Here is a 15,347-nt window from a genome sequence, read left to right as displayed (position 1 = left end):
TTTTGGCGGAACAGTTTCAAAAAAGGGAAGAAAAGATCCATTTAAAAGGATTGATCGGTTCGTCCCTTTCGTTTGTCGTTCAATCGCTTTTTCAGAAGAGCGATTTACCGTTTTTACTGCTTTTTCAGGACAAGGAAGAAGCGGCCTATTATCTGAATGATCTTGAAAATCTAATCAACGATCAGGATGTTTTATTTTATCCGGGTTCTTACCGTCGTCCGTATCAAATTGAAGAAACCGACAACGCCAATGTTTTGCTTCGCGCCGAAGTACTAAACCGTATCAACTCGCGTAAAAAGCCATCGATTATTGTTTCGTATGCCGATGCGATTTTCGAAAAAGTGGTTACCCGTAAGGAGCTGGACAAAAACACGCTAAAAGTCGCTACCGGTGATAATATCTCGATCGATTTTATCAACGAGGTGCTTTTTGAATACAATTTCAAGCGGGTGGATTTCGTATCGGAACCGGGCGAATTTTCGGTTCGTGGTGGTATTGTTGACGTTTTCTCCTTTTCCAATGACAATCCATACCGGATCGAGTTTTTTGGAAATGAAGTAGACAGTATCCGTACGTTTGATGTGGAAACCCAGTTATCGGTCGAAAAACAAAAAAAGATTACGATTATTCCGAATGTCGAGAATAAATTTCTAAAAGAAAACCGCGAAAGTTTTCTGGATTATATAAGTCCGCAAACGGTAATTTTTATCCAGAACACCGATTTATTGTTAAGCCGACTGGACAAATTATTCGAAAAAGCCAACGAAGCCTTTCAGAAATTATCATCCGAAATTCAGCATGTATCGCCCGAAAACATGTTCCTAAACCAACAATCCTTTGTAAAAAGATCGTTGGATTTTACTGTGGTGGAACTGGCTTCCAAGCCGATCTACCGAACCCAGAAAACAGTCGAATTTCATACACAACCGCAACCGTCGTTTAACAAACAGTTTGACTTATTATTAAACAACCTGAACGACAACCATTTCAATGGTTTTAAAAATTACCTGTTCTGTTCCAACGAAGGTCAGGCGAAACGTTTTCACGACATTTTCGAATCGTTGGACGAAACGAACCACGAAGACATCCGCAAACAATATAAAACGATCGTCTCTCCTTTATATCAGGGATTTATCGACGACGAAAACCGGATTGCCTGTTATACTGATCACCAGATATTTGAACGGTATCATAAGTTTAACCTGAAAAACGGTTATTCGAAAAAACAGACCATCACCTTAAAAGAACTGACTACCCTATCCGTTGGCGATTATGTTACCCATATTGACCACGGTATTGGTAAATTTGGCGGTTTACAAAAAATTCAGGTTGAAGGCAAAACTCAGGAAGCCATCAAACTGGTCTATGCCGACAACGACATCGTTTATGTGAGCATTCATTCCTTACATAAAATATCCAAATACAACGGAAAAGACGGTGCGCCACCCAAAATATACAAATTAGGATCGAGTGCCTGGAAAACCTTAAAACAAAAAACCAAAGCCCGGGTTAAGCACATTGCGTTTAACCTGATTCAGTTATATGCCAAACGCCGACTGGATAAAGGTTTTGCCTTTGCGCCCGACAGCTACTTACAGGCCGAACTGGAGAGTTCTTTTATTTATGAAGACACCCCGGATCAGTTAAAAGCCACTCAGGATGTAAAGGCCGATATGGAAAACGACCGTCCGATGGATCGTCTGGTTTGTGGTGACGTAGGTTTTGGAAAAACGGAAGTTGCCATCCGCGCGGCCTTTAAAGCCGTAGACAACGGTAAACAGGTTGCGATTCTGGTACCGACTACCATTTTGGCCTTTCAACATTATAAAACCTTCCGCGACCGGTTAAAAGACATGCCGGTGAATGTGAACTATATCAACCGATTCCGTACCGCCAAGCAAAAAACCGAGATCCTGAAAGAACTCGAAGGCGGTAAACTGGACATTATTATCGGAACCCATCAGTTGGTGAATAAAAATGTGGTGTTTAAAAACCTTGGTTTATTGATTATCGACGAAGAACAAAAATTCGGAGTAGCGGTAAAAGACAAACTAAAGACGATCGCGCAGAATGTCGATACGCTTACGTTAACCGCAACACCCATTCCGCGAACCTTACAGTTTTCGTTAATGGCCGCACGAGACTTATCGGTTATTACCACGCCACCTCCCAATCGTTATCCGATCGAAACCCATGTGGTTGGCTTTAACGAAGAAGTGATCCGCGATGCGGTTTCCTATGAAATCGAACGTGGCGGTCAGGTTTATTTTATCAACAACCGAATCGAAAATATCAAGGAAGTAGCCGGAATGATTCAGCGACTCGTGCCCGGTGCCAAAGTTGGCGTAGGCCACGGTCAGATGGACGGAAAAAAACTCGAAGAACTGATGCTTGCTTTTATGGATGGTGAATTTGACGTATTGGTCGCTACCACCATTATCGAAAGCGGATTGGACGTTCCGAATGCGAATACGATTTTTATCAATAATGCCAATAATTTCGGACTATCGGATTTACACCAGATGCGTGGCCGCGTAGGACGAAGCAACAAAAAAGCGTTTTGCTACTTTATCTGTCCGCCGTATTCGGCTATGACGGAAGAAGCCCGCAAACGTATTCAGGCACTGGAACAGTTTAGTGAATTGGGAAGTGGTTTTAACATTGCGATGAAAGACCTTGAAATCCGTGGTGCCGGCGATTTATTAGGTGGTGAACAAAGTGGTTTTATCAACGAAATTGGTTTTGACACCTATCAGAAGATCATGAACGAGGCCATCGAGGAATTAAAAGAAAACGAATTCAAGGATTTATATCCGGAAGACAACGATATCGAAACCAAAGAATACGTAAAAGACATTCAGATCGATACCGATTTTGAGCTTTTATTCCCGGACGAGTACATCAACAATATTTCGGAACGTCTGAATTTGTATAACGAGCTGAGTATTATTAAAACCGATGCCGATTTACAAACCTACGAACAAAAACTGATTGACCGTTTCGGACCTTTACCGAGACAAGCCGTCGCGTTATTGAACAGCATCCGTATTAAGTGGATCGCAACCAGTATGGGTATTGAAAAACTGGTTTTAAAACAAGGTAAGATGGTGGGTTATTTTGTAGCCGATCAGCAATCGGATTTTTACCAATCGAACCGCTTCCATAAAGTACTCCGTTTTGTACAACAACAGGGTAATTTATGTAAGATAAAAGAAAAAGAAACCAAAAATGGCCTTCGTCTGTTACTGACTTTCGAGAATGTAAAATCGATTAAACGGGCTTTGGAGTTAATGGAAATGATGAATCAAAATTAAAAGAGATATGAAAATAGAAATATGGAGTGACATTCGTTGTCCGTTTTGTTATATCGGAAAAACCAAATTCGAAAAAGCTTTAGCACAATTTGAACACCGCGATCAGGTGGAAATAAGCTGGCGTGCGTTTCAGTTGGATCCGGAAGCGGTGACCGACACTACGATATCGGCCGCACAAAGCATGGCCAACCGCAAAGGCATTAGTCTGGAAGAATCGGAAGAAATGCATGCAAATGCAACCGAAATCGCCAGCGAGGTCGGTTTGGATTTCCACTTTGAAAAAGCCGTTCCGGCAAATAGCATGAAAGCACATCAGTTATCGGCACTTGCCAAAACCAAAGGCGTACAGAATGAAATTGAAGATGCTTTATTCCGCGCCTACTTTACCGAAGGCAAAAATATTGATGACATTTCAACACTAATTGCAATTGGAGAAAGCTGTGGATTATTGGCAGCCGACATCCGCGAGGTATACGAAAACGATTTATTTGCCGAAGAAGTAAAAGCCGATCAGCAACTGGCGTATCAATATGGCATTAATTCGGTTCCTTTCTTCGTTTTAAACAACAAATATGCTGTTAAGGGCGCTCAACCTGTTGATCATTTTTTAGCGACCTTAAACGGCGTTTTTCAGGAAATGAATCAATCGTCCGAATCGTAATTGCAAACACAAACAAAACCGCATAAAAAAACCTCCCTTTCAAATCGATTGGGAGGTTTTCTTATTATAACGGATAATTAATTAAAAGTCGTAACGAATGGATACGTTCCAGGTTCTTCCAAATCCGAAGTATACACGGTTTGCATCAGCAATACCTTTGTATGTTCTTCCAGCATCTAAATACGTTGGCGCAGTTGCCGCTGTACCGGTTTTATCGGTAGCATGGATATTGGTTCTGGATTCAGCGATATAGGTTCTATCCAATAAGTTGTCTACGTTAACACGGAAATTAACCGCATTGGATTTATTTTTACCTACTAACATTTTGTAAGACATACCAACATCAACTAAGTTATAAGATGGCAATTGTAAGGAACCTTTGTTGTTTTCGTCTTTGAAAACTACCGGATCGATAGCCGCATATAATTTGTCAACATAACGGAAGTTTCCATCTAATTTTAATCGTTCTACTACTTCGAAAGTAGCACCTGCACTAGCGGTTAATTGTGCCGCATCACCCACTTTTACTTTATCCAGATAAAGTGTCTGATTGCTCGTTCCTACCGGATTGTTACTGGAATCATAGTTGTTGCTGGTAACATTTCCTTTGTAGAACCAGTCACCGTAAGAGAACATACCGTTAAAACGTAGTCTGTCGGTTGCTTTTACTACCACATCCAATTCAGCTCCCATGTGTACTTCTGTCATACCGGAATAATCAAGGTAACCACCCGGATTGCTTGGATTAGCATCATTTGCTCTTTGGAAACGATCTTTCCATGTTGTATGGTATACGTTTACGTTAGCATTTACAATTGACGAACGGAAACCGTAACCGGCTTCGAAACCAGTGATTTTTTCATTCGTCAAAAGTGGATTTACAATGCTGGCATTGTTTGGATATACAGCGTTAAAGAACGGCTGTTTTGAGTAATATCCTGCGTTTACGAATACATTGTGGTTTTCGTTGATGTTATAATTTGCTCCAGCTTTAACGTTACCTCCTAAAATGTTTTCATATGGTGTTGCAGAAAGTGGATCAGAACTTAAATATTTAAAGTAATCCACTCTTTTGAATCCCTGGTTTGAGATTGCTCCCTGAACGAAAGCAGAGAAATTATCTACGTTATATTCTACCTGAGCAAAAGCACCATACCAGTTTACGTCACCGTCATTGTTATAGTTAATTGTATTCTGGTAGCTTGTATCCAGGAATGGATTTCCGTTTGGTTTTGTATTGTACAAGCTGGTTACGATGGCATTCGGGTTGTTTACATCACTTGTTCTGTTGTTAAAAACAGTACCTCCAAGTAGATCGTTTAACACCTGATAGTGAATTCCTTTGTATGTTCTTAAATCCACTCCAAAATCTACAGATAAAGTCTCGGTAAACTTTGTATTCAATTTAATGATACTTCCGTACCAGTTGTGAGAGTTAATCGAAGAAATTTTCGAAATACCATTACTCGCCACGTTACCTGTAGCCGAAGTATTTTCGTATCGACCATTAGCCATCGCTCTTGTATATGGTGTTGTAGAACCGTTCATATAAATCGTCTGACCGGAGTTGTAAGCATAAATTCTATTTACGTCGATCGATCCATCGGCATTACGTAATCGGGCATCGTTATAGTTAACACCCTGAATAGATCCAACTGTTGTTGATCCACCTCCACGTCCCCAAGAACCGTAGAATACAGATGATAATTTCATTTTATCTGAAATTTTCCAATCCCAGTTTAACATCGCTACCGGTTTGTGGTAGTAGTTTGTTCTAAATGAATATTGTTTTCCGTTTAAATACCCCCAATCGGAATTGTATTTCACGTTTGGTTCACCGTCAGCGCCATACTGAATATATTCGGCAACTGTTGGAGCCGTACTACGTTGGTCGTGCCATTGTGGCGCACCTGTAAACGTAAACTGGAAATCGTGTTTATCGTTTAGTTCGTATCCGAAACCGATAAAATAGTTATACCCTTCGTATTTCGTTCCATCTACATAACCATTTCCTGTATTTCTACTGAATAATACGGAAGATGAAAATCCGTTTTTCATTTTCCCAGTCGAATACGATGCCATTAATTTCAGGTTATTGTTGTTTCCAACCATTGTTGAAACGGAACCACCTTCTTTCATATCCGATGGTCTGGTAAGAATATTAATCGTACCTCCTACGGAAGAGATCGCCAGTTTGGAAGAACCCAAACCTCTTTGCACCTGCATCGTTGAGGTTACATCGGCAATACCGGCCCAGTTTGACCAATAAACAGCACTATTCTCCATATCGTTAATCGGCGTACCGTTAACCATTACCGCGATATTTTTTTGATCAAATCCACGGATCGTAATTCTAGAGTCACCAAATCCACCTCCAGATTTTGTTGCATAAACGGATGGTGTGTTATTTAGCATTTCCGGGAATTCTCTGTTTCCAAGTTTTTCCTGAATTTCAGCGGCTTTAATAGTCGAAACCGCTACTGGTGTTTTTCTATCTTTCGCGATATCGGCCACCCCTACTTTTACGACTACATCTTCTAATGTATTCGAATCGGATTGAAGGATGACATTTCCAATGGTAATCGTTTTACCGGCTTCTCCTTTAAAAGAAACAGTCTTTGAAATATATCCGACAAAAGAGATAACTAATTCGCCCGATTTAGCATTGGTTGTTAGTGTAAATTTCCCATCGAAATCGGTTGTAGTACCTTCGCTGGTTCCTTTAACAATAACACTGGCACCCGGAAGCGATCCTTTCAGTTCGCCATCGGTAACGGTTCCTGTAATCTTAGTTTGTGAAAAAGCTACTGTTGACACTAAGGAAAATAGCATTAACAACAACCAATTTTTCAAATTTTTCATCTTGCAGTTGTGTTTTAAAATTTTACCGCAAAGTTTGGTCATTTATTTTCACACCGCGTTAATTTAAAGTTAACAAACGTTAATAATTTGAATAATTATCACATTTTTATCTCCTGAAAGAGAAATATTTATTTTTTAACCATTATTTAACTTAAAGAATAAATAATTCAAAAATTTAACCTTGTAAAAACAACAATTGTTATTTTTAGAATAACGAAAAAAGAAGCAAAATGATCTTTTCTTGTATTTTTTTACTGACTGAACAATCATAAAACACTAAAAGACAAACTATAAGACTATTATTTTTTATATTTCGGCATCGAAAAAATGATTTAGTAAAAAACTAATAAAGTTTAATAATGCGTGTAGTACCATAATCGCAGCTACCGCAAATCCTGTAGTGTATTTTTTAAAAAGCAGGTAATAAAAGGCCAGAGCTGCACCCATAATGGTAGCAAGAACCATATAAATCGTATTGTACCCATGCTCCATCCCAAATATTAATGCCGACAAAATGATCGCAATTTCTTTGTTATACTTAGATCGAATACGCAGACTAAGCGCTATAATACCATACTGAAAAATAAGGGTTTCAACGACAGGCGCCAGAATAACGGTCAGCACAAAAACCCAAAGAGGGTCTTTCCCTTCCAAAAATTTTACAGTCAAAGCATCCTCCTGTAAACAATTCCCTATAATGGAAAGCACCATCGTTAGTGAATACAGAACAAAAAAAGCTGTTACAAACAACCCTGTTTTACTCAATGTGTTGTGAAAGTGGTATATTCTTTTTAGGATTTTAAAATTAAAAAAAGCCCCCATACTATCTTTTGATTTACAAACAAAATAACATCAACAGGAGGAAAAGAAAACAACAAAGAGGAGTAATATTGTTTTAGTGATCACACAAAATATAAAACACCAGTAGTCTAACACTTAAATTTAAGCAAAAAAAATTCTGCCGTAGCAGAATCTTATTTTTATTTTTTAAAGTGTCTTATTTTAAATAATTCCGCAAAAGGAATGCCGTGGAACTGTCATGCGATCCGACTTGATGATCATTAATTTCTTTTAAAATCGTATTGGCAAGTGATTTACCGTACTCCACACCAAACTGATCATAACTAAAGATATTCCAGATGATACCTTGTACAAAAATTTTGTGTTCGTACATCGCAATCAGACTTCCTAATGTTTCCGGGGTTAGTTTCGTAATAAGCAACGTATTTGTAGGTCGGTTACCGTCGAACAATTTAAAAGGAACCAGATCGCTATTTTCATTTGTTTCCCTAATGACTTCCGCTTCGGTTTTACCTTTAAGCAAAGCTTCGGTTTGCGCAAAGAAATTCGACATCAACTTATCGTGATGCTCCGTATTCCCGTGCAAAGATTCCTTAAATCCGATAAAATCGGCTGGAATCAATTTGGTTCCCTGATGAATCAATTGAAAAAAAGCATGTTGTGAATTACTTCCCGGTTCGCCCCAAACAATTGTTCCGGTCTGATAATTGACCGGATAACCGTCACGGTTCACTTGTTTACCGTTACTTTCCATAAAAGCCTGTTGCAAATACGGAACGAGTTTTTTAAGGTAATGGGAATACGGGATAATGGCTTCGGTTTCGGCTTCAAAAAAGTTATTGTACCAGATGCTGATAAACGCCAGAATAGCCGGCATATTACGATCGAAAGCCGCGGTTCTGAAATGCGTATCCATTTCATTGGCTCCTTTTAAAAGGGATTCGAAATTTGCATTCCCAATGGCCAGACTAATCGAAAGTCCGACAGCACTCCACAGCGAAAATCGTCCGCCAACCCAATCCCACATCGGGAAAACATTGTCTTCGGAAATTCCAAATTCGGCTACCTTTTCCAAATTTGTCGAAACGGCAACAAAATGATCCGCAACCGCTTCCTGAGGCGCTGTTTTTAGAAACCATTTTTTAATCGTTTCGGCATTGGTAAGGGTTTCCTGAGTCGTAAAGGTTTTGGAAACAATAATAAACAGTGTGGTTTCCGGATTGAGGTGCTTTAATTTTTCAGTCACATGATCGCCATCGATATTTGAAATAAAATGTGCATTCAGATGGTTACTGTAAAATTGCAAAGCTTCCACGACCATATTTGGCCCAAGATCCGAGCCACCAATACCGATATTTACGATATCGGTAAAATCTTTTCCGGTATAGCCTTTTTTAGCTCCGCTAATCACTGCCTCCGAAAACGATCGGATATGCGCTTTAACGGATTGGATTTCCTGAATTATATTAGTACCATCAACCCATATTGCAGCTTCTTCTGACCGCAAGGCCGTATGAAGGACACTTCGGTCTTCGGTATGATTGATTTTATCTCCTGAGAAATAGTTTTCGATTGCTGCTGTAAGATCAACCTCTTTGGCCAATTCGACAAAAAGGTCCAGCGTTTTTTTTTCAATGCGATTTTTGGAATAATCCAGCAAAAAGTCGTTCCAAAGCAGGTGTAGCTTTTCTGTCCGTTGTGTATCGGCTGCAAAAAGATCCTGCATTTTTACATACTGCATTTCGTTAAAATGCGCACGTAACTTTTGCCAGGCTACGGTTCCTGTAGGATTTGTATTCTCTAACATCTATTCTCCAAACTTTGCAATTGAAACACTGTCTAATTCTTTTTTAAGCGGTTTGATATATTCCATATAACGCGCTTTGTATTTTGCATTCATAGGCTCCGAATTCGGAAGCTTTTGACGTAACGGATCCACCTGAATACCATTTTTCCAGAAACGGTAACATACGTGAGGTCCTGTTGCCAGTCCGGTACTTCCTACTCTTCCGATAACATCGCCCTGTTGTACACGTTGTCCCTGACGAACAAGTATTTTGGACATATGCAGGTATTGCGTAGCATAGGCACCGCTATGTTTTACTTTTACAAAGTTACCATTTCCTGCGGTATATCCGGTGCGCTCTACCACTCCGGACGCAGTTGTCATGATTGGAGTTCCGGTTGGTGCAGCATAATCCGTTCCGTTATGGGCTTTCCATTTTAACTGAACCGGATGAAAACGGCTTTTGGTAAATCGGGAGGTGATGTTTACGAATTTAAGCGGCGCTTTTAAAAACATGTTTTTCAGCACTTTTCCTTCTTCGTCAAAATAATCGACTCTTTTGGAGTTCGGATCCTGTTTAAACGGAAAGGCATACACTTTTTTGCCTTTGTATTCGAAATAGGAAGCATCAATACTTTCAATTCCGGCGTAAATCGTATCACTAATGTATTTTTCGTTGATCGTTACCGCAAATTTATCGCCTTTCTGGATTTTAAAGAAGTCAATCGACCAGGCATAAATACGGGATAATTCCGGAGCCAATGCAGCAGATACTCCTGCATTTTTTAAGGTTTCCGACACCGATCCGTCGATAGCCGCAGCAATCGTACGTCGTTTAATCGTAACGGGACGTTGTTTTTTATGTACTACGATCGAATCTCTAAGATCGACTACATAATACGTCATCCGATCCGGCTGGTAGATAAAAACCTTCAGATCATGTGGTGCGGTTTTATTTTGCAACAAGGTATAGGGTTTGCCAATCCTGATATCGCGAACATTAAAGCTGTCTTTTATTTTTTCGTTAATTTCATGAATCCGGGCAGCGTCAAAGTTTTGCGACCCAAGAATCTTCCCGAAGCTATCGCCTGATTTCACGGTATCGTTAACCACTTTAAAATCGTTAAGAGTAAATCCGTATTCCACCAGGATTTTTTCTTTTTTTACCGCGGGTGCTTTAACTTCCTTTTCTTCTTTTTTATTACAGGCAAATAATGTTGTTAATACTAATATGATGGCAATATATTTCAATTCAAGTAGGTTTAGTGGTTATTCTTTTATTCTCCCCATTTTTCCAATTCTTCATCCGACCATAGTTCCGGGAAGAAAATTCTTCGCTGGTATTTGGGTAACATATATTTTTTCCAATCACTTCCTCCGGTTGCTTCCTGTGTTCCCGGTACACTTTCGATATATTTAACCGCCGCATTATAATGCCCCATAACCCAGGTAATGTTTACGGTTTTGTCGTAATGGCGCATGGCTTGAATCAGGGCTTCGTTTTTCTGATCGTCTTCCGGCAGTTGCTTGAACTTACGCCAAAGGTTTATGGTATTAAATTCTTCCATATGCGCCAGGAAGGATTTTTTATATTTCTTTTCAAATTCTTTGATAAGATACGACTTTTCGCCGGTTCTGTAATCTTTTCCGGCCGCCTGCCAATACAGGTGTTCGAAAGCGTGTTCGTACGGTGTATTTCTGTCGATAGTTGCCCGGAAACGGTGATCTATCAGATTGATCAAATCGGTAGATGCAAACTCGATCAAACGGTATTGCGCACTTTGAAAGCCACTGGCTGGTGTTAATGTATTTCGGAATTTCAGATACTGATCGACCGCCATTCCTTCTTTCATAATATCAAAAGAAGTGGTTAGCATATCGAAATAACGACTGATACGCATCAGTTTTTCCGTAAAAAACGATGTCGACAATTCGTTACAGTGGGCTAGCTGATTGATTTCCCACAATATCATTTTAAAAAGCAATTCGTTTACCTGATGGTACATAATAAACACCATCTCATCCGGAAGTGTTGTTCGTTGTACCTGGAGACTCAAAAGCGGATCCGTCTGTATATAATCCCAATACGTTATGGGCTTTGCCCAAAGCAACCCTTCCAAATGGGTTTCCGTCTTTTGATTTATCGCTTTATATTTTGCATCTATTTCATCAATCTTACTCTGAATCTCTGAGGTAATTTTCATTATGGTTTCACTTTAATTTTGAAAGAGTTCTTCAGTCCCTTGAATTCATCCAAATCGGCTTTCAACGAACCTACCGCCAAACTTGCCTTTATACGTATCGGCAATCTATTCTCATCATCTGATATCCAAACCGTTAGACTCTCCTGTTCTTTAAAAACACGACCAGCCTGCACATACGGACGGAATATCATCGTGGAAATGGTCCCAAATTTAGTTTTTAAATCTTCTCTACCGAGAAACTTTAGCTTAAATTTAAAGGTTTCATCATCAAAAAACATATCGATGACGATCGACTCACCTTCTTTTAACTTGTCGATGTGGGGATGGTTTCGCAAATAATAGAATGAAGATACGATATCTTGTACATTTTCGGGTACGGAAAACGTGTTTTCGGTGTTCTTTTCATAATCTTTCACAAAAACTGTTTTTTTTGTTTGATTAAAGAACCCTTCCTGGTTTTTCTTATACCCTCCTTCGTTTATTTTTCTTACAAACTGATACGGACGCCCGGTTTGCTTGTCGATATAGCTTTGGTAATCGTCTTCCACTTTGAAGAAAAATTTGGTCATACCGGTTGTATAACCGTTACCCAGTATGTGGAATACTTTTTTATTGTTTTTGACTGCTTCCTGAACTTCCAGGGTAGCATAACCCGCATTTACAATCCCATAATGAATACGGAACTTAAACCATTCACCGGCTGTAAACGCAGAATCCTTTTGAGCAAAGGATGTAACTGTTATAATCAGGAGCAAAAATAATAGGGCCGTTTTTTTCATTGGGTCTCAATTTTTAAACATTTGTTATAAGAAGTTACAATTTCTGTTCCAAAAATAAGAAACAAAAAAACTCAGCCAAAAGAATGACTGAGTTTTTATGCTATTAACCAACCAAAAAACTATAAATTATGAAAATTTACTTTACAAATATGAGGCTTATGAGTACCTCATTTTTGCGAGTGCAAATGTAGCTAGTTTTTTTGTTGATTTACAAATGAAATTTCAACTTTAACACAATATTAGCAAAAACAAAGCTGTTTTTGACCTTGTTTTTAAACTATTGTCAGTAAAAATCGATTTTTACAAAGTTCCTCTCAATTCTTGCTCTCTTTCGATCGATTCGAAAAGGGCTTTAAAGTTACCAGCACCGAATCCACGAGCTCCCATACGTTGGATAATTTCGTAAAACAACGTTGGTCGGTCTTCAACCGGCTTGGTAAAGATCTGTAATAAATACCCTTCTTCATCGGCATCAATCATGATCGCCAGTTTTTCCAATTCGGAAATATCTTCTTTCATCATCGCCATGTGATCTCCTAATCTTTCCGGAATAGCTTCGTAATACGCTTTTGGTGGCGCTGATAAAAACTCCACTCCACGAGCCTTTAACTGGGAAACCGTAGAAATGATATCATCGGTAGCAATAGCGATGTGCTGTACACCTGGTCCGTTATAGAAATCCAAATACTCTTCGATCTGCGAACGTTTTGCTCCTTCGGCCGGTTCGTTGATCGGGAATTTGATACGTCCGTTACCGTTAGACATTACTTTACTCATCAAAGCCGAGTATTCTGTATGGATCTGTTTGTCGTCGAAAGAAAGGAAATTCACAAATCCCATCACATCTTCATACCATTTTACCCAGGTATTCATTTCGTTCCATCCTACGTTTCCAACCATATGGTCGATATATTTTAATCCAACCGATTCCGGGTTATAATCGGATTTCCACTCTTTATAACCTGGTAAGAATACCCCATTGTAGTTTTTACGCTCCACAAAAATGTGTACCGTTTCGCCATAGGTATAAATACCGGAACGCACTACTTCACCAAACTCATCTTTTTCGACAGTTGGTTCCATAAACGGACGCGCTCCTCTTTTTGTCGTTTCTTCGAACGATTTTGTCGCATCTTCCACCCATAAAGCCACTACTTTAACACCATCACCGTGTTTTACGATATGCTCGTTGATTGGTGAATCGGCATTTAAAGGTGTTGTCAATACCAAACGGATTTTATCTTGTTTTAACACATAAGATGCTCTGTCGCGTACTCCCGTTTCCAATCCGGCATACGCCAACGACTGGTAACCGAAAGCGGTTTTATAATAATGTGCCGCTTGTTTTGCATTTCCTACATAAAATTCCACATAATCCGTTCCCATAAGCGGAAGGAAATCCTGCGCGCCTTCAAATATTTTTTCTAATCCGTATTCAACTGATTTTACTTCTTTACTCATTGTAGTATTATTTTAGTCAGCCGGAAACATACTCTGATGTCCTGCTTCAATGTTTGTTATTGTTTGTTTTTTTCTAATGATATTAATGCTCCAACCAGGATTGGTAGTATTTCTCATCGGCAATTTTCATAGCCTCTTCGGTAAGCATTAACGGTTTAAAGGTATCGACCATTACAGCCAATTCCTGTGTTTCCGTTTTGCCGATACTTCTCTCAACAGCTCCGGGATGCGGTCCGTGTGGGATTCCGGCCGGGTGTAACGAAATGTGTCCGGCTTCGATATCATTTCGACTCATAAAGTCACCGTCTACATAGTACAACACCTCATCACTGTCGATGTTACTATGGTTATACGGTGCCGGAATAGCCTGCGGATGATAGTCATAAAGTCTCGGAACAAACGAACACACTACAAAGGCATCCGTTTCGAACGTCTGGTGTACCGGTGGCGGTTGGTGAATACGTCCGGTTATCGGTTCAAAGTCGTGAATCGACAAGGCATACGGATAATTGAATCCGTCGTAACCCACTACGTCGAACGGGTGTGTTGCATATACCATTTCGAAAATTTCGTCTTTTTTCTTTACTTTAATTACGAAATCTCCTTTTTCATTATTAGTTTCCAGTTCTTCCGGACGACGGATATCGCGTTCGCAGAAAGGCGAATGCTCCAAAAGTTGACCGAACCAGTTTCGGTACCGTTTTGGCGTATAAATTGGTCGTCTGGATTCTACAATAAACAAACGATTGTCATCGGTATCAAAATCGATTTTATAGATCATCCCTCTCGGTACGATCAGGTAGTCACCGTATTTAAAATCCAGATTACCCAACATGGTTCTTAATTTACCGGTTCCTCTGTGGATAAAGATCATTTCATCCGCATCGGTGTTTTTGTAAAAATAATCACGTGTGGATTCTTTTGGTGCTGCCAGAATAATCGTACAGTCGCTATTTGTTAATACGGCTTTTCGGCTTTCCAGATAATCGTTTTCCGGTGTTACCTGAAAACCTCTTAACCGATACGACTGGATATTGTTTCCCTTCGCGATTTTAGGCGCTACGCTATATTGCTTGCGGATTTCCTTAACCTGCGTTGGTCGGTGTTCGTGATACATATTGGTCGACATTCCGTCGAATCCAACGGTACCAAAAAGCTGTTCGTAATACAAATCACCGTTTGGCTTACGAAAGATGGTATGTCTTTTTGGTGGAATCTGTCCTAATTTATGATAAAATGGCATATTTTTTAATTTTAAAAATTTAAAATGTACAACCCGGATTACTCGCAGTGCTGTTGAAATATTTTAACATAAACAATCCGCTCATTCCGGATTTCTCTTAATGAGGTATTTTAGCAGTCCTAATAAGCCTTCCCAATGTAAACTCATGATCATACAAATATCGGGATTTTATCACATTTCTTTAAAATAAAAATTCCCAAAAAAAGCGATATCGTCATTTTTTTGGGAATTTAAAA

10 protein-coding genes are annotated in these 15,347 nt (G+C 39.4%); 2 read left to right on the top strand and 8 right to left on the bottom strand.

All coding sequences use genetic code 11. From position 1 onward, the window contains the following. The first annotated feature begins 2 nt into the window (after positions 1 to 2). The gene (gene mfd / locus AAFN64_RS16485) at positions 3 to 3,314 is read left to right on the top strand and encodes a transcription-repair coupling factor (protein ID WP_347761377.1); all 3,312 of its coding nucleotides are present in this window, start codon (positions 3 to 5) and stop codon (positions 3,312 to 3,314) included. 7 nt (positions 3,315 to 3,321) lie between these two features. Further along, positions 3,322 to 3,975 carry a DsbA family oxidoreductase gene (locus tag AAFN64_RS16480; RefSeq protein WP_347761341.1) on the top strand — a complete coding sequence of 218 codons (654 nt, stop codon included), beginning with the start codon at positions 3,322 to 3,324 and terminating at the stop codon, positions 3,973 to 3,975. Positions 3,976 to 4,056: 81 nt separating this feature from the next. Here AAFN64_RS16480 and AAFN64_RS16475 read toward each other — a convergent pair whose 3' ends face one another. The 8 genes from AAFN64_RS16475 to AAFN64_RS16440 form a co-directional block, all read right to left on the bottom strand. Beyond that, complete coding sequence (locus AAFN64_RS16475) at positions 4,057 to 6,837, bottom strand: TonB-dependent receptor (protein WP_347761340.1); 2,781 nt, start codon at positions 6,835 to 6,837, stop codon at positions 4,057 to 4,059. A gap of 306 nt (positions 6,838 to 7,143) precedes the next feature. Then, a complete protein-coding gene (locus tag AAFN64_RS16470; RefSeq protein ID WP_347761339.1) occupies positions 7,144 to 7,659 on the bottom strand; it encodes a CPBP family intramembrane glutamic endopeptidase in 516 nt (171 codons plus the stop codon). A gap of 175 nt (positions 7,660 to 7,834) precedes the next feature. Continuing rightward, positions 7,835 to 9,445, bottom strand: a complete 1,611-nt coding sequence (gene pgi / locus AAFN64_RS16465) for a glucose-6-phosphate isomerase (RefSeq protein ID WP_347761338.1) — start codon at positions 9,443 to 9,445, stop codon at positions 7,835 to 7,837. Continuing rightward, positions 9,446 to 10,675, bottom strand: a complete 1,230-nt coding sequence (locus AAFN64_RS16460) for a peptidoglycan DD-metalloendopeptidase family protein (protein WP_300490281.1) — start codon at positions 10,673 to 10,675, stop codon at positions 9,446 to 9,448. A 26-nt stretch (positions 10,676 to 10,701) separates the two neighbouring features. Continuing rightward, positions 10,702 to 11,628, bottom strand: a complete 927-nt coding sequence (locus AAFN64_RS16455) for a tryptophan 2,3-dioxygenase family protein (RefSeq protein WP_300490279.1) — start codon at positions 11,626 to 11,628, stop codon at positions 10,702 to 10,704. Then, positions 11,628 to 12,407, bottom strand: coding sequence for a DUF3108 domain-containing protein (locus tag AAFN64_RS16450; protein ID WP_347761337.1), 780 nt, complete (start codon positions 12,405 to 12,407; stop codon positions 11,628 to 11,630). The genes AAFN64_RS16455 and AAFN64_RS16450 overlap by 1 nt, the downstream gene beginning before the upstream one ends. A 300-nt stretch (positions 12,408 to 12,707) precedes the next feature. After that, on the bottom strand, positions 12,708 to 13,868 hold the full coding sequence (hppD, locus tag AAFN64_RS16445) for a 4-hydroxyphenylpyruvate dioxygenase (RefSeq protein ID WP_347761336.1): 1,161 nt from the start codon (positions 13,866 to 13,868) through the stop codon (positions 12,708 to 12,710). An 82-nt stretch (positions 13,869 to 13,950) separates the two neighbouring features. Then, positions 13,951 to 15,111, bottom strand: a complete 1,161-nt coding sequence (locus AAFN64_RS16440) for a homogentisate 1,2-dioxygenase (protein WP_300490323.1) — start codon at positions 15,109 to 15,111, stop codon at positions 13,951 to 13,953. Between the last annotated feature and the right edge of the window lie 236 nt (positions 15,112 to 15,347).

The organism is Flavobacterium sp. CAU 1735, from assembly GCF_039888695.1.
GTDB lineage: Bacteria > Bacteroidota > Bacteroidia > Flavobacteriales > Flavobacteriaceae > Flavobacterium.
Note: the sequence above shows the minus strand (reverse complement) of the source record. Positions and strands in the feature narration are given on the sequence as shown.

Bases quoted from the DNA above. Each gene is read 5' to 3' on its own strand.
- AAFN64_RS16480 (WP_347761341.1), top strand. From the start codon at position 3,322: ATGAAAATAGAAATATGGAGTGACATTCGTTGTCCGTTTTGTTATATC.
- AAFN64_RS16475 (WP_347761340.1), bottom strand. From the start codon at position 6,837: ATGAAAAATTTGAAAAATTGGTTGTTGTTAATGCTATTTTCCTTAGTG.
- AAFN64_RS16470 (WP_347761339.1), bottom strand. From the start codon at position 7,659: ATGGGGGCTTTTTTTAATTTTAAAATCCTAAAAAGAATATACCACTTT.
- pgi (WP_347761338.1), bottom strand. From the start codon at position 9,445: ATGTTAGAGAATACAAATCCTACAGGAACCGTAGCCTGGCAAAAGTTA.
- AAFN64_RS16455 (WP_300490279.1), bottom strand. From the start codon at position 11,628: ATGAAAATTACCTCAGAGATTCAGAGTAAGATTGATGAAATAGATGCA.
- AAFN64_RS16450 (WP_347761337.1), bottom strand. From the start codon at position 12,407: ATGAAAAAAACGGCCCTATTATTTTTGCTCCTGATTATAACAGTTACA.
- hppD (WP_347761336.1), bottom strand. From the start codon at position 13,868: ATGAGTAAAGAAGTAAAATCAGTTGAATACGGATTAGAAAAAATATTT.
- AAFN64_RS16440 (WP_300490323.1), bottom strand. From the start codon at position 15,111: ATGCCATTTTATCATAAATTAGGACAGATTCCACCAAAAAGACATACC.